The organism is Noviherbaspirillum saxi, assembly GCF_003591035.1.
Classification (GTDB): Bacteria; Pseudomonadota; Gammaproteobacteria; order Burkholderiales; family Burkholderiaceae_D; genus Noviherbaspirillum; species Noviherbaspirillum saxi.
Genome location: NZ_QYUO01000001.1, coordinates 432,924 through 453,794 on the forward strand (window position 1 = coordinate 432,924; position 20,871 = coordinate 453,794).

The 20,871-nt window shown below is 58.1% G+C and carries 20 protein-coding genes; 1 reads left to right on the forward strand and 19 read right to left on the reverse strand.

Features of this window, described 5'->3' with window-relative positions:
- Positions 1–44: 44 nt before the first annotated feature.
- The 3 genes from D3871_RS02135 to D3871_RS02145 form a co-directional block, all read right to left on the reverse strand.
- Positions 45–1,328 carry an EAL and HDOD domain-containing protein gene (locus D3871_RS02135; RefSeq protein ID WP_119769828.1) on the reverse strand — a complete coding sequence of 428 codons (1,284 nt, stop codon included), beginning with the start codon at positions 1,326–1,328 and terminating at the stop codon, positions 45–47.
- 303 nt (positions 1,329–1,631) lie between these two features.
- Complete coding sequence (locus D3871_RS02140; protein ID WP_119767411.1) at positions 1,632–2,402, reverse strand: class II glutamine amidotransferase; 771 nt, start codon at positions 2,400–2,402, stop codon at positions 1,632–1,634.
- Between the two features lie 95 nt (positions 2,403–2,497).
- Positions 2,498–3,415: a LysR family transcriptional regulator gene (locus D3871_RS02145; protein WP_119767412.1), complete on the reverse strand. Its 918-nt coding sequence runs from the start codon at positions 3,413–3,415 to the stop codon at positions 2,498–2,500.
- Between the two features lie 1,165 nt (positions 3,416–4,580).
- Here D3871_RS02145 and D3871_RS02150 point away from each other — a divergent pair.
- The gene (locus D3871_RS02150) at positions 4,581–5,546 is read left to right on the forward strand and encodes a LysR family transcriptional regulator (RefSeq protein ID WP_158597858.1); all 966 of its coding nucleotides are present in this window, start codon (positions 4,581–4,583) and stop codon (positions 5,544–5,546) included.
- 255 nt (positions 5,547–5,801) lie between these two features.
- Here D3871_RS02150 and D3871_RS02155 read toward each other — a convergent pair whose 3' ends face one another.
- The 16 genes from D3871_RS02155 to D3871_RS02230 all read right to left on the reverse strand — a co-directional run bounded on the left by D3871_RS02155 (position 5,802) and on the right by D3871_RS02230 (position 20,727).
- The gene (locus D3871_RS02155; RefSeq protein WP_119767414.1) at positions 5,802–7,250 is read right to left on the reverse strand and encodes a sigma-54 dependent transcriptional regulator; all 1,449 of its coding nucleotides are present in this window, start codon (positions 7,248–7,250) and stop codon (positions 5,802–5,804) included.
- Between the two features lie 246 nt (positions 7,251–7,496).
- The gene (gene trmB / locus D3871_RS02160; RefSeq protein WP_119769829.1) at positions 7,497–8,237 is read right to left on the reverse strand and encodes a tRNA (guanine(46)-N(7))-methyltransferase TrmB; all 741 of its coding nucleotides are present in this window, start codon (positions 8,235–8,237) and stop codon (positions 7,497–7,499) included.
- A gap of 98 nt (positions 8,238–8,335) precedes the next feature.
- Positions 8,336–9,238 (reverse strand): LysR family transcriptional regulator, encoded by a 903-nt coding sequence (locus D3871_RS02165; protein ID WP_119767415.1) that lies wholly within the window; start codon positions 9,236–9,238, stop codon positions 8,336–8,338.
- A gap of 243 nt (positions 9,239–9,481) precedes the next feature.
- The gene (locus D3871_RS02170) at positions 9,482–9,739 is read right to left on the reverse strand and encodes a BTH_I0359 family protein (RefSeq protein WP_057292409.1); all 258 of its coding nucleotides are present in this window, start codon (positions 9,737–9,739) and stop codon (positions 9,482–9,484) included.
- A 425-nt stretch (positions 9,740–10,164) separates the two neighbouring features.
- Complete coding sequence (locus D3871_RS02175; RefSeq protein ID WP_119767416.1) at positions 10,165–10,545, reverse strand: GTPase; 381 nt, start codon at positions 10,543–10,545, stop codon at positions 10,165–10,167.
- A gap of 7 nt (positions 10,546–10,552) precedes the next feature.
- Positions 10,553–11,275: a response regulator gene (locus D3871_RS02180; RefSeq protein WP_119767417.1), complete on the reverse strand. Its 723-nt coding sequence runs from the start codon at positions 11,273–11,275 to the stop codon at positions 10,553–10,555.
- Positions 11,276–11,330: 55 nt separating this feature from the next.
- Positions 11,331–13,634: a sensor histidine kinase gene (locus D3871_RS02185; protein WP_119767418.1), complete on the reverse strand. Its 2,304-nt coding sequence runs from the start codon at positions 13,632–13,634 to the stop codon at positions 11,331–11,333.
- A 2-nt stretch (positions 13,635–13,636) separates the two neighbouring features.
- On the reverse strand, positions 13,637–14,215 hold the full coding sequence (locus D3871_RS02190) for a DUF4390 domain-containing protein (RefSeq protein ID WP_199724714.1): 579 nt from the start codon (positions 14,213–14,215) through the stop codon (positions 13,637–13,639).
- 215 nt (positions 14,216–14,430) lie between these two features.
- Positions 14,431–15,738, reverse strand: a complete 1,308-nt coding sequence (gene rsmB, locus D3871_RS02195) for a 16S rRNA (cytosine(967)-C(5))-methyltransferase RsmB (protein ID WP_119767419.1) — start codon at positions 15,736–15,738, stop codon at positions 14,431–14,433.
- Between the two features lie 52 nt (positions 15,739–15,790).
- Entirely contained in the window at positions 15,791–16,426 is a 636-nt protein-coding gene (locus D3871_RS02200; RefSeq protein WP_119767420.1) for a LysE family translocator, read from the reverse strand.
- A gap of 70 nt (positions 16,427–16,496) precedes the next feature.
- On the reverse strand, positions 16,497–17,375 hold the full coding sequence (locus D3871_RS02205) for an alpha/beta hydrolase (RefSeq protein WP_233575481.1): 879 nt from the start codon (positions 17,373–17,375) through the stop codon (positions 16,497–16,499).
- Complete coding sequence (locus D3871_RS02210; protein ID WP_119767421.1) at positions 17,375–17,719, reverse strand: DUF1840 domain-containing protein; 345 nt, start codon at positions 17,717–17,719, stop codon at positions 17,375–17,377. The genes D3871_RS02205 and D3871_RS02210 overlap by 1 nt, the downstream gene beginning before the upstream one ends.
- 154 nt (positions 17,720–17,873) lie before the next feature.
- Positions 17,874–18,413 (reverse strand): hypothetical protein, encoded by a 540-nt coding sequence (locus tag D3871_RS02215; RefSeq protein ID WP_119767422.1) that lies wholly within the window; start codon positions 18,411–18,413, stop codon positions 17,874–17,876.
- Positions 18,414–18,441: 28 nt separating this feature from the next.
- Positions 18,442–19,413, reverse strand: a complete 972-nt coding sequence (locus D3871_RS02220; protein ID WP_119767423.1) for a DMT family transporter — start codon at positions 19,411–19,413, stop codon at positions 18,442–18,444.
- A 32-nt stretch (positions 19,414–19,445) separates the two neighbouring features.
- Complete coding sequence (locus tag D3871_RS02225) at positions 19,446–20,267, reverse strand: AraC family transcriptional regulator (RefSeq protein ID WP_233575482.1); 822 nt, start codon at positions 20,265–20,267, stop codon at positions 19,446–19,448.
- 127 nt (positions 20,268–20,394) lie between these two features.
- Entirely contained in the window at positions 20,395–20,727 is a 333-nt protein-coding gene (locus tag D3871_RS02230) for a hypothetical protein (protein WP_119767425.1), read from the reverse strand.
- Positions 20,728–20,871 lie beyond the last annotated feature (144 nt).

A 20,871-nucleotide genomic window follows, 5' to 3' on the forward strand; every position in this document is an offset into this window, starting at 1 on the left:
AGGAAGCTGCCGCATGTGCGGCAGAAAAACCGTCGCGCGCAGGTCTAATGTGCGGTGCGCGCGACAGTATCGCCCCATTCGAAGGCCGAGATCTGCAGGCTGTACAGGTTGTCACTGGTCAACTGAAAACGATCGACCAGTTCATCCAGCATCGGACCGGCTTCTTCGATTCTTTCCATGTGTTCGGCCAGGCTGAGCATGGCGCCGTAGACGCCTTCGCGGTGCAACAGCGCTTCGCTGACTTCATCCACTACCGCCACCTGTTCCAGGATTTCCGTCATCGGGATGCTGAACAGCGTATCCATCAACGACATGATTCCCACCGTGAAAGCGGTGTCGGCCATGTTGCGGTTGCGCGGTTCGATCTGATGCGCAATCAATTCCAGCAACTTGCCGCGCGTCGCAGCCAGCGTCAGCAGCGGCGTCATATTCTGACCTTTCTTGCACGGCTCGGCATACAACATGATTTGTAGCCATCGCTGTAACTGGTTACGTCCAAGCAGAAGCAATGCCTGGCTGACCGAATCGATACGCCTGCGCGTACCGGCGGCAGGCGTGTTGACCAGTCTGAGCAAATTAAAGCAGAGTGATACATCCTGTTTGACACTGCGTTCGATATCGACGGTGTCGGCGTCGGAATTGAGCTGCGCCATCAATTGCATCACGGCGAGCTGGGACGGCGACAGCTTTTTCCCGCTGAGGATGAGCGGCTTGGCGAAATAATAGCCCTGGAAAAAGTCAAAGCCGAGTTTCATGCAGGTTTCGAACTGTTCCTGGGTTTCGACTTTTTCTGCCAGCAGTTTCTTGTTCGCCAGCTTGAATTGCGGCGTTAGTTTCAGCAATGCCGACAGTGGCATGTCACGCAGGTCGAACTTGATGGTTTCCACCAGCGGCAATAACTGCTGCACTTCTTCGGAATCGGTAATCACATCGTCAAGCGCAAAGCGGAAACCTTCTTCCACCAGTTGCGCGATACGGGCCAGGATTTCCGGAGTCACTTTCATGGTCTCGACGATTTCGAGCACCACTTTTTCGCGCGGAAGAAACTGGAAGATATCGCTCATCAGCACAGCGGCATCGACATTCAGATAACCCAGCGAATCGCCGATCACTTTTTCCATCCCGAGCTGCGAGGTATGGGCGATCACCGACGCGGTTGCCGACAAATCGCTGGTCACATTGGCCGGGCCGGTGGCGGCGTTGCGGAACAGAAGCTCGTACGCAACAAGTGACTGGCTGCGATCGAGTATCGGTTGCCGGGCAAGAAAAAATTCGCGTACGCGCAACGGGCGCGCTGCAAGGTTCTCTGACAGGGAAGTGGCAATCATCGCGTTACTCTTGTCTTCGCCATCGTTGGAAGGATCGCGCTCTGCGCTGCCGGCCGCATTAGGTAAATGCAAACAGGTCGTATGGGTCGCAGGCCATCAAAACTGGCGTCCGTGGGAGTATCGGGCACCAGCAAGTCTGGTACTGCAACGCATACGGCATCTTCGCACTCGACTGCATTTGCGGAAGTGTCGCAACGCCGTCGTTAGAGCAGAACCGGTTAGATTGACTCCGCTTTAAATATACTCTAGCGCATTTCAGTTGCCATGGCGCAACTTTCGATTGTGCGCTGCACAGCGCCCGGTTCAGAGGGCGGTAGGTGCGCCGTCGACAAAAACCTTCATTTCGCCGCTGGCGAATTGGGTCCAGATTTCATTATTCGTCAGCGGTGCGGTGACGATGATCGCAACCCGGTCCTGCGGCGTCGTGACTTCGGAAAAGTCGACTGTCATTTCTTCGTCGGACAGGGCTGCGGTCGTAAACGGGTATTGGCGCACGATGTAATGCAGGTTGGTCGAGCAATGGGCAAACAGTGCGGACCCGTCCGACAGCATCATGTTGAATGGTCCATGGGCGGCGATCTCGGCGACCAGTTCGCGCAGCGCGGCACTCAAGTCGGCAAGCGATGGCGCCGAATCGCCGAAGCGCCGCCGCAATTCCTGCAACAGAAAGCAGAACGCCAGCTCGCTGTCGGTATTGCCTACCGGTCGGAAGGCTCCGGTCAATGAAGGCGCGTATTGCTTGAGGTCGCCATTGTGGGCAAATACCCAATACCGTCCCCACAGTTCACGCACGAAAGGGTGGCAGTTTTCCAGTGCTACCCGGCCCTGGGTTGCCTTGCGAATGTGCGCGATCACGTTTTTCGACTTGATCGGCCAGCGCTTGATCAGGTCGGCGATGGGAGATGCCATAGCTGCTTCATGATCGACGAAATGGCGAACGCCGGCGCCTTCAAAGAAGGCGATGCCCCAGCCGTCATTGTGGACGTCGGTGCGGCCGCCACGCGTGGCGAAGCCGGTAAAGCTGAATACGATGTCCGTCGGGACATTGCAATTCATTCCGAGGAGCTGACACATGGCATGAAAATGATTTCGGGTTGAAGCAATGCGGGCGGAGATTCACGCCACCAGGCCAACATAGCACGATCAGCAACAGGTGTGCTGCGAATACATCATGCCGCCTGCCACGGATCGGCTTCGGGACGAGGAAACTGTTTTGCCATGAAGTCGACGAAGGTTCTCACTTTTGCCGATAGCAGACGACGGCTCGGATAAACCAGCATCACCGGCAACCTTCCCAGTTCGTGCCCGGGCAGCAGCCGCACCAGACGCCCGGCGGCCAGATCGTCGCCCAATGCAAACGATGGCCGAATCGTGATTCCCATTCCGGCGATCGCACAATGACGCAGCAGGTCGCCATTGTTCGATACCACTTTCCCGCTTACCGGAATATTGACCGTGCCGCCATCAGGACCCTTGACCGGCCAATGATGGCGCAACTGTTCGTAAGAAAAATTCAGGCAGGAATGATGAGTGATATCTTCCAGGTCTTCCGGAGCGCCATGCCGCTTGACGTATTCAGGGGATGCGCATAACAGGGCTTCCGATACCGCAAGCTGACGTGCGATCATGCCGGCGTCGAATTTCTGGAAGTCGATGAAAATCCCGACATCGAAACGATCTTCGACCAAGTCGACGGTGCGGTCCGACAGGGTGACGTCCAATGTCACATCCGGGTAGAGACTCGCATACACCGGAAGCACATGCGCGAGCTGCTGTTGTCCAAACCCCAGATGCGAATAGATGCGCAGGATGCCGGCGGGCTTCTTTGCCTGCGAAGAAGCGATCGCTTCCGCGTCTTCGATTTCCTGCAGGATCTGCAATACCCGCTCCAGATAGGCATGTCCGGTTTCGGTCAGGGACAGCTTGCGCGTGGTCCGGTTCAGCAGGCGTGTGCCAAGGTGGTCTTCCAGATCGGCGACCAGGCGCGTGACGACCGCGTTGGACATATCGAGCGCTTGTGCTGCACGTGCGAAGCTTCCCTGTTCCACCACTTTTGAAAATACCCGCATCGATTGCAATCGATCCATCTCAACACCTTGATTTCAATTGTTTCTAAAGAGGGAATAGTGCTTTGCGATTATTGGTGTTTTTTGTGAACGGCGCAATGACTACACTTGATCCTATCCATGAGCAGACACCGCGACTTGCCCGTCGAAGACCTCGCTGCAGTCCGCAGCGAAGCGATCCGGCAGGCACCTGGGCGTCGGAGCGTTAGTAGCTTTAGCAGCTGAGTTGGGCGTAACGCTGGTGCCGCGAATGCAAACCAGGCCGTCCGTTCTGAAACAAAAAAAGCGTGCATGGAGTACGCTTTTTCTTTATATGAACGCTTTGCCGGACGGTGATGCAAATTCGGTACACTTTGGGACCGCGCTTGCACGACAAACGTCGTCGTCAACCAGGAAATCAAACGGAATCAAGTGCTTGGCGGGCCGGCATGTGTTTTGCGAACGCAGGACAGTATGACAGGCAACCGCATCAAGCGGTATGGATAGCGGCTTATGACAGTTAATAGGCACACCGCTGTTGCCTCTCACGTCGATCTCCGGTTCCCGCCATTGTCCGCGTAAGTGGGGCGTGGCGGGTTTTTTCATTTTGCACTCAAAAGAAGATGCCTTTGAGGAAATTATCTCCACGTCCGGCATGACGAAATAGACAGCTGGGAATTGGAAGCAAGACGTGAGTTAACACTTTTGGACGGACAGGATTAAATTCCTGGGGGATATTGATTTGCCTGTGTGTAATAAGTATGGTGTTGCCAGCTTCAGTAAAAGGCAGGTATCACGCCTATTTTGCGGCTTTACGCGGGCATTACATACATTCCTCGCTTTTCTTTCCGATAGCCATCCACAGTCATCCATATTCTGGAATCGGCATTAGCCATGCTTCCATCGGAAGTGACGGCCTCAGTATATCTAGTGCAAAAAATAAACAGTTAATCAGCGCGCACGTTACATATTTGGACAAAACTTTTCGTCCTTTGAAAAGAAGTCCTAGCAAATCAACAGTTTGCCCGACGGGCTTGGCTTTTGCTATTGCCGTATTCACCCAGTGTCGTCCCGATGAACGTCACGGTAAGCCGTGCCTGCGTCACATCGGGTGCCAATACGCTGATCGTTTGTCTAGTGGTTAAGAAGATTAAGGATGAAACATATGACGCAAACAAGAACGCAAGCCCACGCTCCGATGTCAAGCATGAAAGCCGCACGCGCAATCTACCGCTCGCGCCCGCACGACCTGCAAAATCTTTATGTCAGTCTCAAGCAATGGCGGATCTTTCATGCAGTCATCGACTGCGGCGGGTTTGCCGAGGCTGCCAAAGCACTTCACCTGAGCCAGTCGACCATCAGCTATACCGTCTCCAAATTGCAAGACCAGCTTGGTACTTCCTTGTTGCGAATCGAGGGGCGCAAAGCCAAGCTGACTCTGGAGGGGCGCGCCTTGCTGGACCGCTCCCGCCACATTCTGAAAGAAGCCATCGAACTCGAAAATTTCGCCAAGGACCTGGGTCAAGGCCTGGGTGGCGAAGTAAAACTGGTGGTCGACCACAATTTTCCGCCGCACTTGCTGGTGCGCGCGCTGGACGAGTTTTCCCGCACCGGGTGCGTTGCAAGCAATGTAAAGCTGAGCGAAGTCGATACGCTGCATGCCGAAGATGTCTTGCGCGACCTGAACGTCGACCTCGCCATTAGTGAACGCGTGCCTCTGGGTTTTCTGGGCGAGCCGCTGGTGGAAGTCGAGCATTTGCCGGTTGCGCATCCCGAACATCCATTGCTCAAACTCGGCCGCGATGTCAGCGCCATCGACCTGGCGCAGCATGTGCAGATAGGCGTTGGCCACGCCGCTGATCGCGAGCGCTCGACCGCCAGTTCAAAGCCTATGCGTCGCTGGGCAATGAGCAGTCCCGATACGGTGGTCGAGGCTCTTACCGAACGGCTGGGCTATGCGTGGCTGCCGGAACACCGAATTCGCAGGTGGCTTGATAACGGCTTGCTGGTCCGCCTGCCCGTGGGCGACAACCGACCGCACAAGACCATGCTGTATCTGATTCATGGACGTCCATGGGCTTCCACTGCAGCCGCTGGCAGGCTTGCGGATGTCTTGCGCGGCATTACCTGCGAATCCGCATCTACCCATGGCGCCAACAATGTAGTCGTGTAGTTCCATCGATCGGCGATGCCATTGCGCATCGCCGATACCGAATACCAAAGCCGTTTCAGGTTGCACCGGCAAGACGCGGCTGACGTCATGTGCTCGTGGAGCAAGGCAGGGTGGCACAACGAGGTGATGCGATGGCAAGCAAGAGCAACGCCGTGCCGCAGGTAAATCGTCCGGCATCGACGGTACAGTCAGGGTGAAACTGCTGTAGTGCTTAGGATACGCTACACGCCTGCATCAGCCTGGACATCAAAGTGTCTATTTGCGCGCATCCATTTCACTACCTGGATTGCCAACAAATGAAGGCCGTGCGCCAGACATGACTTCAGGCCGGATGTTGTACTTTTCTATCAGCCGATAAAGCGTGACACGCGATACGCCAAGCAATGATGCCGCGCGCGAAATCTGATTGCGTGATTGTGCCAGCGCGCGCCGTATCATGGTTCGTTCGGCTGCGGCCCGGGCATCTTCGAGCGACATCAACTGACTATCGCCCGAATTGCGGTTGAGCCCCAGGTCTTCCGGCTGGATAAAACGTCCTTCCGCCATCACAGTCGCCCGCTGGACCCGGTTCACCAGTTCACGCACATTGCCTGGCCAGCTATGGCTGAGCATGGCATTCATTGCAGCCTTTGAAAAGCCGCGCAGGCTGCGGTTATGCATACTGGCAAACTTGGAAAAATAATGTCGTGAGATATCTTCGATGTCCTGTCCTCGATCGGCGAGTTGGGGTATCTCGATGCAGACGACATTGATGCGGTAATACAGGTCTTCGCGAAAACGGCCTTGCGCCACGGCCTCGGCGAGATCGACGTGGGTAGCGGCAATGACGCGCACGTCGATTTCAAGGCTGTCGTTTCCACCCACGCGCTCTATCGTCTTTTCCTGTAGAAAACGCAACAGGTTGACCTGCATGTCGAAAGGCATGTCACCGATTTCATCAAGAAACAGCGTGCCGCCCTGTGCGGCTTCGATACGACCGATCTTGCGTTGGTGGGCGCCTGTAAAAGCGCCTTTCTCATAGCCGAACAATTCCGACTGAAATAATTGAGGCGCAATTGCACCGCAATTGACAGCCACGAACGGGGCGTTCCGGCGCGCCGACTGGCGATGAATGGACAGTGCCGCCAGTTCCTTCCCGGTGCCTGACGGTCCCGCAATCATGACGGCCGCATCGGTACGCGCGACCTTATGCAACTGGCTGAACAACTGCAGCATCTGCGGCGTCTTGCCGACCATGGCAAACTCGCCGTCATCGACGAGCGGCTGCGGACGGCCCAGGTTTTCATTCCTGACATCGCGCAGATACGCCATGCCCCAGGCATGGCGCAACGTCAGCACGATATGGTCAAGCTGGGCGGGAATCGAAATGAAGTTGAACAGGTGCTCGCCGATAAAATCGCGCATGCGTGGCAGCGAGATCAGTTCCTGGGCAACGAGGCCGACCCAGGTGACCCGGGTATTGCTGACGAAGGGTTCGCACTTGTCCAGATGCGCAAGGTCGGCTTCATGAGTCACCGTCAGCAGGCCGACGCGGCAACCGGTCTGCAAGGCGTCGTTCGCGGCGTCGAGACTGAAGCATTCGATAAGGTTCAGTCCCTGCTGCCTAAGTGTTTCGGTGTACTGGCACGGTTGACCGTTGCGGCCGGCCAGCCGTAATACCAGAACCGGCTGGGTCGTCGGTGCAGAATTGGACGCATACAGCATTTCGCATACCTTCTTATTGATGCCTGCCGAAGCATCGGGGCGCGTGGAAAACGCGGTTGTGTCTGACGTCTGCCGGTCGATAAAGACTGCCTACGCCGGTATTTCCAGCGAAATTCCCCGATGTCTATCGTTGGTAAAAGAGTCTGTTTTCAGACTCGAACCCGGCTGAGCTTAGCGGCTTTTATCTAGCCTAACAATGCCATAAATAGGGGATTTCCATTGAACCGGTATGGCATTTGTTTTTTGTCAATAGACCGTGGATTTGCCGTTTATTTCGCCCAACATATCCACTTTTTCGATAAATTTGCTGCGGTTCAGGCAGCCAAGATTGAGGCGGCAGCGCCACAGGCTATGGCCGGACGCGATGTATTTCCGTTCGAAGGGTGTGATTGGTGCCTCCGTGACATAGGACTCGCAAGTTACTGCCTGCCCGCTCAGGTGAGCGAGCGCCGCGGCAAACTCTTCAATATAGATGCGCCAGTTGCTTCTGCATTCCAGTTCGCCGCCCAGGCTCGCGAGGGTCGGAAAAACTGCATGGCCATGCCAGCGGCGCGCAAGCTGTCCAACCTTCGGCCATGGATTCGGGTACAGGATGTAATGGCGCGCCAATTGCACTCCGGCGGTTTGCAACAGGCGCCAGTAGTCAACCAGATCGGCGCGCACGGTGATGAGGTTATCGGGCGTATCACCGCGCCATTGGGTATTGCGCGACAGCCGGTCTGCCGACTGATCCACGCCGATGATGAAAGAGTCGGGATATCGTGTGGCGAGATGCAGGCTCGACAATCCCACGCCGCAGCCGGCGTCGAGTATCAGAGGGGCATTCCCCGCCCTTGTCCATGCGGCAATGCTGGCGTCGAAGGCCTCCTTGTTATAAGGCATGATCGGCTTCTGGAATTGTGACCGTGCATGTTTGTCGACCAGCATGAACAATTGCTCATGAATGGTAGTCTGGGCGCTGCTGATGGAACGAGAATTGGCGTACATAAACGAATGGTAAAAAAACGGCGCGCGACTGGGTTGTAAGTAATACACGTCGAATCGCGAAGGGTACTCGCGACTGAACATAACAGGTTGGCTGGAGCTCAGGCCCAAGCCGGCGCGCGATAAATGTCGGCGGCGAAATCGACAAAGGCGCGAACTTTCGGCGACAGATGGCGATTATGCGGATATACCGCGTACAAGGTGCGCGGCCGCATCGGGGAGTCGGAGAGCACCTGCACCAGCCGGCCCTGCGCAAGATCCTCATGCACTATGAATGGCGCGGTGGTCGCAATGCCGATGCCTTCGAGCGCCGCGTGCCGAAGCGCCACACCGGTATTGGCTTGCAGGCTGCCTTTGACCGTTACCGTAAGCGGCTGCCCATCGGGCGCGGTGAAACTCCATTCCTGCGGACGCGGCACCATGGTATAGGTCAGGCAGTTATGGTCAGTCAATTGTGCCGGCGCGACCGGCATACCGCATCGGCTCAGATAAAGGGGCGATGCCACCAGCATGGCTGGTATAGACGCCAAGGCCTTGGCTACCAGACTCGAATCGGGCAAGTCACGCGCAAGACGTATGCCGACGTCAAAGCCATCTTCGATCAGGTCGACATTGCGATCGTTGCACACCAGATCGACGCGCAGATCCGGATAGCGCGTCATGAAGCGCGGCAGCCATAGCGCCAGGTCAAGGGTACCGAAAGCCATGGGCGCATTGACGCGCAATACGCCGCGCGGGGCGGCATGATGATGAGAAACTGCGAGATCAGCCTCCAGCAATTCGGCCAGAATTCGGCGCGCGCGTTCATGGTAAGCATGACCAGCTTCGGTCAGCGCCAACCGCCGTGTCGTGCGATTGAGCAAGCGCGCGCCGAGCAAAGTCTCAAGCTGGCGTACCTGCCTGGATATCAGTGTGTGCGATACCTTGAGTTCGGCGGCTGCGGCCGAAAAGCTGCCAGCTTCCACCACACGGCAGAATGCCTTTAATGCATTGAGCTGGTCCATTCTGCACCCGTTCCCGCTTCGCAATCCGACGACCGTGCAACGCCAAGCCTGCGCAAGGGCAGGCCGAGGTTTGCTTGCATCAGAAACAGAAGCCGATTGAAATGCCGCCATCATGCCATAGGGCAGACGTGGAATGCAGCGACAGCGGGAGGTCGGTTGGTTGGTAATCCGGCCCTCAGGCCGGAAACTTTTGATAAAAGGCTACAGAAACAATCACGCTTCCGTAGGGCCGTTTGAAAAAAATTAATGGAGCGTGACTGGCTGACGCATCAACGCGTCATATTTACCGAGGAAGTCATCGATTTCTTCAACGCTCGGTTCGGTCGCGATGAGGTTTTCCACTTCTTCGCGGAACGACCGGGCGAGCGTACCTCCGATGAAGATTTCACGTTTGCCGGATTTATCCATGATTTCGTATCCGCCAAAGCGCAATGCTTCGCGACCGTCATCTGCGCCAAACTCCACTACGCTGTACTGCTCGCTGTTGTAGATTAAGTTCATGTTGCGCTCCTTGTTACGGGGACAGTGTAGGTAACACGCTTTCCTTCAATGCAAAAATGAGGCCACCTCCACGCTTTTCAAGATGGAAGAGGAAAATCGGAAGAGGATGATTGAATGCGCGAAGGAAATACACCGGTATATGTTGCCGGTTTACATACAAGCGATTGGCGAGGCACATTAGAGCGGATTGCGGTTCAGCGTAGGGGTCGCGCAGCCCCGGGAACTGGCCGAATGCTAGGCACGGCGACGCGTCGTAGCGGGGGCTACGGCAAGGAGCCGTAACACCGCAGGCGGCCAGTTCCCGGGGCTGCCCGAAGGGTTCGGACCAGAAGGGCGCATTGCGGCGTTGCGCCGCTTGCACAGGGGGCCACCCTGTGCGGCGTGCCGCGCCTTGCACTGCATCCCTTCTGGTCCGAACGCGACCCCTACGCTGACCCGCAATCCGCTCTAACGTGAAGGTCGCTCGTCAATTGCAGTAGGGAATCGTAAGGCGGCTGTGCGAGAAACAGTCGCAGGGTTTCCAGATGAGTGGATGTCGCAATGCCTATGTAAAGCCGCAGCGGCTTCTTTCTGAGCAGGCGATTCAGCGTCACGCGCATGGTCAGATTGCCGGTACAGCACAGGCAGCCAGGTGCAATGCGGGAAATCTGCAACTGGGGAAATTGCATCGTCGCATCGAGTGAGGATAGTCCATCTGGCAAACCTTCAAGCAGCAAGGCGGTTTCCAGATGCGGATCGAGCAGAGGCGCGATCGCCGCTTCGCGCGAGGCGGCAGTACCACCGACGACCAAAGTGGTCAGAGTCACCCGGCGCTTAGCCTTTTCTGGACACTTTGCTTGGCTCTACGCCGAGCTGCTTGAGCTTGCGATAAAGATGCGTGCGCTCCAGGCCGGTACGCTCCGCAACACGTGTCATGCTGCCACCTTCGCGAACCAGATGATGCTCGAAGTAGGCCCGCTCGAATGCATCGCGTGCCTCGCGTAAAGGCATATCGAAGGACAAGCCTGACAATGGCGTTTCGGCTGCCGGTTGCGAAACTGGCGCAGTGTGGCCGCTGGCCAGACCCGGAGCATAGGCGCCGTTCGCTGCCGCGGTTGCTATGATCGGTTCTTCATAGGCAACCACCGGGGCCGGCCGAGCTGGATAGGCAGAAGTCGGGCGAATGGTTTCCGGGGTGCGGGTCAGCCCTTGCTGCACGGCCTTGAGTAATTTTTGCAAAGCGATTGGCTTTTCAAGGAAGTTGAGCGCTCCGATGCGTGTTGCTTCCACCGCTGTATCGATCGTCGCATGCCCGGACATCATGATGACCGGCATGGTCAGCAAACCATCGCGCTGCCATTCCTTGAGCAAGGTGACGCCATCGGTATCAGGCATCCAGATATCGAGCAATACAAGATCCGGCGTGCCTTGTGCGCGAACGTCACGCGCCTGCTGTGCGTTTTCCGCAGTGGTAACGACGTGACCTTCATCTCCGAGGATTTCGGAAAGCAATTCCCGGATTCCCATTTCATCATCGACTACCAGAATATTTGCCATATGCTTACCTTATTTGCTTCTATCGTTGCCAAGTTCGTTGATGCCAGGGTCTGGTTCAGGTCGGCGCTAACTTTAACAGTAAAATTGCCACTTTTGCACCATTTCCGCTCGATTGGTTTTTGATATCAATTCGCCCGCCGTGTTCATCGATAATCTTCTTGACCATGGCCAAACCTAGTCCGGTACCACGTGCCTTTGAGGTAACGTAGGGCTCGAAGGCGCGCGACAGTATCTTCGCGGAAAATCCCGGGCCATTGTCCGTTACCGAAAGTCGCACTGCGGTGTTACGGCTGCCATCGGAATCCTGATAATGCACGGTTTCCGTAAGGACATCGACACGCGCCTTTTCTGCACCCGGCACCCGGTCGGCGACGGCATCCTGGGCGTTTTGGAGCAGATTGTGAATGACTTGCCGTAGCTGGGTTTCATCTCCCATTACCTGCGGCAAGCCGGACCCGAGCGACGCATGAATAATGTCGCGCTCGTCACCGGCGGTGTACAGATGCAGGATTTCCTCTACCAGCTCATTCAGATGCAAGGGCGTCAATACTGCCGGTGGTGTCTTCGCATAATCGCGGAAATCATCGACCATACGTTTCATTGCCGAGACCTGGTTGACTATCGTTGCCGTACTCTTGGTCAACATTGCAACATCAGGCTCGGTAAGTTTAGCTTCCAGCTTCATCTGTAATCGTTCTGCCGACAACTGTATGGGCGTCAGAGGATTCTTGATTTCATGCGCAAGCCGCCGCGCAACTTCGCCCCAGGCAATCGAGCGCTGGGCGGAAATCACATCGGAAATATCGTCGAACACGACGATATAGCCTTTTCCGCCGGCAATCGGCAGGTAGGATCCTCGCGCAAGCAGGGTGATATCGTTTTCGCCTTCCGTGCCTGCACTGCGGCGCGGTACTTCGATCTGTTTTTGCCAGTGCAATTCTTCCGTGCTGCCGGCGGATTGTGCGCTCTGTTCTGAAAAGGCTTTCGTGATTGCCGTTGCCATCGGCTCCAGACCGGCAATGGTGGCGAGCGACTGGCCGATATGCGGATCGAAATCATGATGCAAAATTCGCTCGACCGATTCATTGCAGGTGACCAGGCGGAATTGTCCATCCAGGACCATCACGCCGGCCGACATATTGGCCAGCACCGATTCCAGATAAGCCTTCGCGTTTTCCAGCGCCGTGCGATTGCGCTCGACCGAGATGCGCGCCTCCGACAATTGGCGCGTCATGGTGTTGAACGACTGCGTCAGCGTGCCGAGTTCATCGGAGGTTGCCACGATCGGTCGCGGCGACAGATTGCCCTCTGCAACCGCTTTGGTACCCTCGGCCAGTACCAGCAGCGGTTGCGCAAGATCGCCGGCGATCAGAAAGGCGGCTGCGATCGCGCCGAAGATCGCGAGCAGCAAGGTCAGCGTCAAGGTCACAATATAAATCTTGCGCAAGCCTGTGCGCGCGAGCGAGCGTTCCTGATATTCGCTATAGGCGGCACGCAATGCTTCGGCATTCGCGGCCAGATGCGACGGTACCGGTTGCAGCAACTGCAGGAAGCGCGATTCGCTTTGCAGGCTGAGCCCGTTGTTCGACGCAGGAATGGCTACCACGACGCGTAACCGCAGGCCGGCAGCTTCACCGGAGGCAGCAGCCGGCGCTGCCTGCTGCTCCGCCGTTTCGTTATTTTCCTTTGCCGGATTCTCGTGAAAATCAAAGCCTCCCTCAATGGCCGAATACGCTCGCGTCAGGCGTGCCTGACGCAGCATGGCAGCGGTCGGCAGGTCGGGAATAAAGCTGGCCAGGCGGCCGCCGACGGTTGCCACGATTTGACCGTTGGAAGTAACGATAGTTGCTTCCTGCATTTGACTTTGATCACGCAGCCGCGTCAGTTGCGTCACTTGCGACGACTCGGATAGTTCGGAAAGTTCGAGCGCAATGCTGCGCGCCTTTGCGCTGAGGTCGGCGAGGGAGCCGTCGAGTGCGGTACGTCCCAACGTCAGACCGGATTCCAGCGCCGATTCGACCCGCACGTCGAACCAGGATTCGATCGAGCGCGATACGAACTGCACCGACACAATATAGATGACGGTGCCCGGCAAAATACCGATGACGGCGAACAGGAGCACCAGTCGCGCCATGAGCCGTGAGCCGAATTCCCTTCGCTTGTAACCCTTGTATAGCCGTCCCAGCAGCAGGGCGACCAAGGCCAGCAGTGCGACCGCGATCACGGCGTTCAGTACCAGCAGCTCCGGATAATGCCGGTCGAAGAACGCCGAGTTCTCGGAGGCCGACGCCAGCAGGAACAGCAGGATGCTGACGATCGCACCGCCGACGACGAGGAAATAACGCAGGAAACGCTGCACGTTTATTCGGCCCTGAAAGTGAACTGTTGCCAGTCCGACGAAAAGCGCCAGTCGGAACTGTTGAGCGCATGTACCTGGAACGGCTTGGGCAGCCGCGCCACATCAAGTCCCATGCGGACCGCTACGTAATAGGTTTCGCCGGACTTGAGCGCACCTTTTTCCGCAACGATCCAGCGGCTTGGGCGACGCACGAGCGACAGCGCATCGTCGAGGGTAGCGAAGCTTTGCTGCAGCCGGCCGCCGATCGACGCATGGTACTGATGGGTCAGTACATTGTAGGAAATCCGGATCGTTTGCGACGCACTGATGGTTTTTTCATCAAACCAGTACCAGCGCGGGCGATTGATCTGCACATCGGTCGTAAAGTACAACGGAATGCCCCGCGTGACCGCGTCTTCCAGTCCGCGCGTCAACTCGAATGAAAATGCCAGCGCGAGCCGGTACCCGTCGTCAGTGCTTTCCAGAGTGGCACGGGTAATATCGACGCCTTCCGCGGCACGCGCGGGCAGCGACAGGACCGGCGCAAGCAACAGCGCTGCCAGGAACCAGCCGGTCAGAAATCGGAAAAAGCGATGAGTCACTCGTATCGGGGCATTGTTCAGGAAAGTTGAGGCATGCCGGGACAATATTGTCCGGTCAGCCTTGCAGCCACGATGGCGTATCTGTGAATGACCTCCGGGCGGAAAGTTGGCGTGCCGCTGTCATATCCTGACTTATCTGACAAGAATTTGCGAACGTGCAAGTGTATGTATTCATGCGCCTTCCAGCAGAGACCGGTTTATTGCAAAAGATACTATCAGACAGCGCTCTTTTGGAATAGCGCATAGAACAAACCATCGTGATCTTGCTGCGCTTCCGAGACGGGCAGCAACTGACCCGGTGCCGACAGTCTGAGTGCGCCGTTTCTGACGGCAAAGGCTGCAGCCTGGGCTTCCGATTCCTGTGGCCAAAGCGAACAGGTGACGAACAGCAGTGTGCCGTCCGGTCGCAGCATCTGCCACAGATTATCGAGAATGCGTGCCGATACGGACGCCAGTTGCGCGGCGTCGGCCTTGCGGCGCAGCCATCGAATATCGGGATGACGCCGGACGATGCCGGACGCGGTACACGGTACGTCGGCCAGAATGCGGTCGAACGGCCGGCCATCCCACCAGCCGCGTTCGGCTGCATCGCCCTGCCGCAGCGTTGCTCCCAGTCCCAAGCGTTCAAGGTTTTCCGAGATGCGCGTCAGTCGCCGTGCATCGCTGTCCAGCGCCAGCAGGTCCACCGTTGCCTGTTCCAGAATGTGCCCGGTCTTGCCGCCCGGAGCGGCACAGGCATCGAGTACCCGCATGCCGTCGTGCAGATCGAGCAGCGGTGCAGCCAGTTGCGCCGCGGCGTCCTGCACCGAGACGACGCCATCGGCAAAACCGGGAATCTGGTCGACCGGGATTGGACGAGCAAGGCGCACGGCGCAGGGGCCGATCGCGCGGGCGGCTATGCCTTGCGCATCCAGCAGCGCAAGATAGTCGTCCACCGTGCTCTTGCGGCGGTTGACGCGCAGAGTCAGCGGCGGCGTGGTATTGCCCGCATTGAGTATCGCTTGCCACTGTGCCGGATAGGCAGTGCGGATACTGTCTATCCACCAGCCCGGATAATTCCATTGGGCCGCAGGGACTGTCGCGATCTGCGCAAGCAATGCATCGCGTTCACGCAGGAAGCGGCGCAATACCGCATTGACCATGCCTTTCGCATGCGCCATGCCCGGATCGGCGGCACAGGCGTTGACCGCCTGATCGACCACGGTGAATGATTCATAAGGCGCGTCCTCGCCGGTATGGAGTATCAATGCCAGCGCAGTGCAGAGCAAGCCGTGCAGCTCAGGCGGAGATGGCGCCTTTTTCGCAAGCAGCCCCAGCAGCGCTTCGGCCCGGCCGAGTTGGCGCATCGTGCGGTAGGCAATGTCTTGCATGGCACCGCGCGCCTGCGGCGACGGATTGTCTTGGGCGAAAACGCTTGCCAATGCCTGCGGCAGCGCAGTGCCGCTCTTGACTTTTGTGACCGCACGAGCGGCGCCGAGCAGGCTGAAGGCGAGCGAATCGGATTTCAAACGGATTGTGGACACGTGGTGAACCTGAAAAAAAATCGCGGGCAGCGTATCAATTGTTTTAAGGAGTTTACTGCCGCGTCAATGCCAGCTTGACGCCAAGGCCGACGAACGCCGCGCCGACGGTGCGTTCCAGCCATAGCTTGACGCGCGGGTTGTTGCCGGCGCGGCGGGCCAGTGTCCCGGCCAGAAAAGCCGTGCCGCTGTTCCAGCCCATGCTGATCAACGCGAACGCTGTGCCGAGCAGTAAAAATCCTACGGTCTTGTGCGGCGCGTCGGCGTGCACGAATTGCGGAATGAAGGCCAGGAAAAACAGGATGACTTTGGGATTCAGCACATTGGTCACCATGGCCTGCCAAAAAATCGTGCGCAGCGAACGCACATCGCTCTGGGCGCTAGCGGCTGCGCCCGCAGGCTTGGTCAGCATCATGCGTATGCCGAGATAGATCAGATACAGGCCGCCAGCCAGCTTGATCAGCATGAATGCCGTGGCGGATGCGGCCAGCACCGCACTCAGGCCGATCGCCGATGCCAGCGCGTGGATGAAGCAGCCGGCCGAAATGCCGAGTGCCGACATCAAACCTGCGGATCGGCCTTGCGCGACGCTGCGCCCGACGATATACGCGGTGTCCGGACCGGGAGTGGCATTAAGCAACAGTACCGCGGCGAGAAAAAGGCCAAAATTGTAAATGCCGAACGAGTCCATGATGCCGCTGCCCCCGGATGAAGCAATAAGTTAAAACAGGATTGTAGCCGGTGTCAGCATACGGGCTCGTTCAAACTGCGCAGTCCGGGCTCATGGCCTCGGCAAAATGCTTGTCCAGCCACGCATCGATGTCATCGAATACGCGTTGGGCACCGACTTCGTTCAATACTTCGTGGTAATAGCCGGTGTAACGGTGGATGGTCCCGGTTCCCGCGCGCAGCGCAGAGAAAAAGCGATCGCTGCCGGATGCATCGACCAGGCGGTCGTCGCCTGCCACCACCATCAGCGTCGGCAGCGTTAGCGAAGAAGCATGCCGATGCGCGAATGCGGCGGCATCCAGCATGCCCCTGAGCAGGCGGGCGCTGATTTTCGGATGCACCAGCGGGTCGTTTTCATAGGCGCTGACGATGGCGGGATCATGCGATAGATAACGGGTTTGCAAGCCGTTCGGCACACCGAGGCCGGGGGCAATCGCACCAAGCGCCTTCAGCAGCAAGCCATGTACGCCGGACAGCGGAATCGCGAGCGCCGGCGACGACAGGATCAGCCCGCGCAGGGGTACCATGCCGGCCGTCGCGCAACGTGCGGCAAACAGGCCGCCCATGCTATGCCCGAACAATATCGGCGGCCGCCCCGAGCGGCGGGCCACGTCGGCAATCACCGTGGCGGCATCCTGCACGATGGCGTCGGTATTGGGAGTGTCGCCACGTGCGCCGCCGGAGCGTCCATGACCGCGATGGTCATAGGTTCGCACTGACCAGCCGCGTGCATTGAAAAAGCGGGCCACATGCGCATAGCGTGCGCAATGTTCGCCCAGCCCGTGCATCAGCACGATATCGCCCCGGGCGTCGGCGACTGGCCAATCGGCGATAAAAAGCGGAGTGCCGTCGCCGGCGCCGAGTCGCTGTTCGACCGGTGCGCCAGCCGGTAGCTCGCGTGCCGTCGGCACTATACGCCCCACATCACGTCGTGGCCGTCATGCTTGGCGGCGCGCAGCATTTCCAGCAAAGGATAGGCACGGGTTGCAAAGCTGACAAACTCGACCGGCTCATGCTCATTGTCATCGCCGTTCTCGCCGTGATGGGCATACACGTCGCGCCTGACTTCCTCTGTTGTCGGATGGAGGCGGCTTTCAGCGATTTCCGCTTCCAGTCGCGATACTGCGCGCGGTGTTTCCTCTGCGGTAATAACCCCGCGCCGGACGTCCTTGTTCAGCAAATCAAGAATGCGCTTGGCATGGTCTTCGTACATCAGCACTTCGGCAGCCGCTTTTGATTTGAATTTGACCAACATGGAGCCTCCAATTGTGGTTCGATACGATTAAACGATAGCATGACTTTGTAAATTTGCTATACGCCAAATCAGACCATTGGAGGCCTTGCGCAGTTCATTCATTGGCTCTCTGCCGTCATGCGGCGGCGCACCTGATGAAAGCCTGCAGGCCGGCTCAACCCGGTTTGAACGAAGTAAAGAAAGTATCGATTTGTTCTCGCGGGATATTTTTTTCCTGGCCGACCACCACGATCTGGTAGACGCGGCGGTCTTTCACGATAAAGCGGGCGACCATGAGCCGTGTGTCGCTTGCTGTGGATGGGCTGGGCCCGGCGATTTCGACTTCCGTCATGGCCGGGGCGCCTGCCGACGACACCGTCTTGTCATGCCTGACGGTGCCGCCCATGTTACGGATCATCGCCGTCTTCATGGCAGTCAGCGCCGCCGCCGCTTGCGCTGCGTCGGCCAATGTCGCACTGCCGACGGCAAAGCTTGCACCGTCGACGTCGGCGGCCGTCATGGTCATCGTGACCTGGATGCCATCCAGGTTGATGGCGCGGGAATGGGAAGATGGCTTGCCGGGAAACAACGCCTGGAAGTTCGCGTCGGGGCTGCGAACTTCGCGCCAGTCGTATTTGGGGCTGCAGGCAAGCAGAAGCGCGGCGGCAGCGATGCAAGCCGCCTTGCGCAGGAATGAATAGGAGAGATGTGCCATGCCGATATGGTAGCAGCCGGCGGCGCTTCTATCCGGCGGCAGCTTCGGCCGCGGAGGCGGTGCGGCCTTGCTGGAAGGCGCGCATCCCGACCATCACGCCTATGCACAGCAGCGCAATGCCGGCCAGCACCGGAAGGGGCGGGATCGTACCGCGCCAGATGAAGGCATACAGCAGCGCGGACAAGGTTTCGAACACGATCAGCTGCCCGGCCAGGGAAGTCGGCAGACGCTGGCTTGCCTTGTTCCAGAGCATGGTGCCAAGCCATGAGGCGCACAAACCCAGCACCAGCATCAAGCCGATGAAAGGCCAGGGACGAGGGCCCAATGGAAAGTCATAGTTGCCGCCGCCCATGCCGGTATAGGCGCCATACGCCGCGAACCCAGCCAGTGCAAGCGGCAGCGTCGCCAATCCTTGGGCCGTCGACCAGGTCGATGAACGGATGTGCGGATGGCGTTTCATGTGCCGCGCATTCATGATTGGATACCAGGTCCACGCAGCCAGTGCGCCCAGCGCGATGAAGCAGCCCAGCGCATAGTCGTGCAGCGAGCGTGAGCCGTCCAGATGCGCCAGTTCGCTCGCATTGACCAGCATCAGTCCGGCCAGGATGATCACCAGCGAAGGCGCCAGCCGCCGCCATGCAATGGCCTCGGATGGATGGCCGGGCGCCCAGTTCGAGAAGATAGAGATGATCACCGGCAGGGTGCCGATCAGCATGGCCGGCAGGGGCGCGTCGGCAAGCTGTATCGCGGTGGCCAGTGCTGCGTAGTAAAGAATATTGCCGACGAACGACAGCTTGATCGCCGCGATCCAGTCGGCGCGCGTCAACGCCGCGATGCGTTGCCGGTCGAAGAAGGCCGGCACCAGCGCGATCAAGCCAAAGCCGATATAGCGGCCAAACGACAATACCAGGCCAGGATAGTCGCCCAGCATCAAGGGTGCGACGAATACCAGGCCCCACATCAGGCCCGCTCCCAGTGCGCAAAGTAAACCGATCAACATGATGCAGAAGAAAAAAGTGCAAGAGCGCCCGATTATGCGCGCGACGATCCTGGCGGTCTTGTACCGATTTGCTGTTGATACTGCGCCGGCGTCACGCCGTAGGTGCGCTTGAACCAGCGGTTCAGGTGACTTTGGTCGGTCAGGCCGGCGGCGGCTGCCGCGTCGGATGGCGTGGCGCGCCGGGCCAGCAGGAATTTCGCCCGCGCCGCGCGCCGCGCCTGCAGGTACTGGTGCGGCGTCGCATGAAAGATCGCGGAAAAAGTACGGACGAAATGAAATACCGACAAGCCGGCTTCGGCTGCCAGGGTTGCAATGCTGAGCGTCTGGTCGAGATTGGCCTCGATGCAATCCAGCACGCGCTGCATACCCGCCATCCGCTGCTGCGTGCGTGCGCTGGCTGGCGAGATGTCGCGTGCATTGCGCCCATAGCGCGCCACAAGCGCGTCCACCAACTGTGTAAAGCCTGACACAAAGGCAATGTCGTCGGGCGCATCCCACATCTGGCGAAATACCGCCTGATAGGCGGCAGCCAGCGCGGGGTCATGCACGGCAGCGTCTGGAAAGAAGGCTTCGCTGCCGGTCATCGCACGCAGCGTATCGGGTTCGATGTACAGCATTTGATAAGTCCAGCCGGTCGCAATTTCGGCTTTTCCGGTATGCAGTTCGTCCGGATTCAGCATGACCAGTGTCCCGGCCGGCGCGATGTGTTCCTCGCCCTGGTAACGGAAACGTTCGACCCCGGCTTCTATCGCACCCAGCGAATAGCCGTCATGCACATGCGGCGCGAATGCATGATCGATCAGGCGCGCGGAATACAACTCTACTCCCGGCAGATGCGGACTGGCTTTGAACATAACGAATTCGGATGGATGCTGGAACATGCGCGCTTGGCATTTTGCGCATCTTGCCTGGTCGGCAAGATGGCGCGTGGCGAAAGACAATTGCCATGATAAGTCTTTATCGCTCCAGCCGTGCGCAAGCTCAGACACCGAAATGCGTCGCCATGCGCCGCCGTGCAAAACCGATGGCAGCAGACAGCAATTGCCGCGGCGAGGACCGAGCCTGTTCGTCAATAACGCAAAGCAACTCGGCTGAAGTCTGTGCGGTTACCCGGATCCAGCCTGGATCGGCAGGCACATGCGCTTGGCCTTCGTGCAGGATGGATTTCGGGCTGATCATCCGTTCGCCAAGCGAGGCGAGCGGCCCGTCGATGCGCACGCGGCCGCAAGCCGCAACAATGCGCATGCCGGCAGCGCTGTGTAGTTGCAGCGCCTGTCCCGGCTGCAAGATAATTCTTTGGGGAAAGCGTTCCATGATCTTCATCCCGTTCGGTGAATTGACATGGCCCCATGTTAAAAAGCGCACGTGCATCGCAACAGGTACAGGCAGGCATCAACTGCACCGTAACAGATCGGCATCCGAGCATCTGTTATTGTTCAATTTATCGATATCTATATC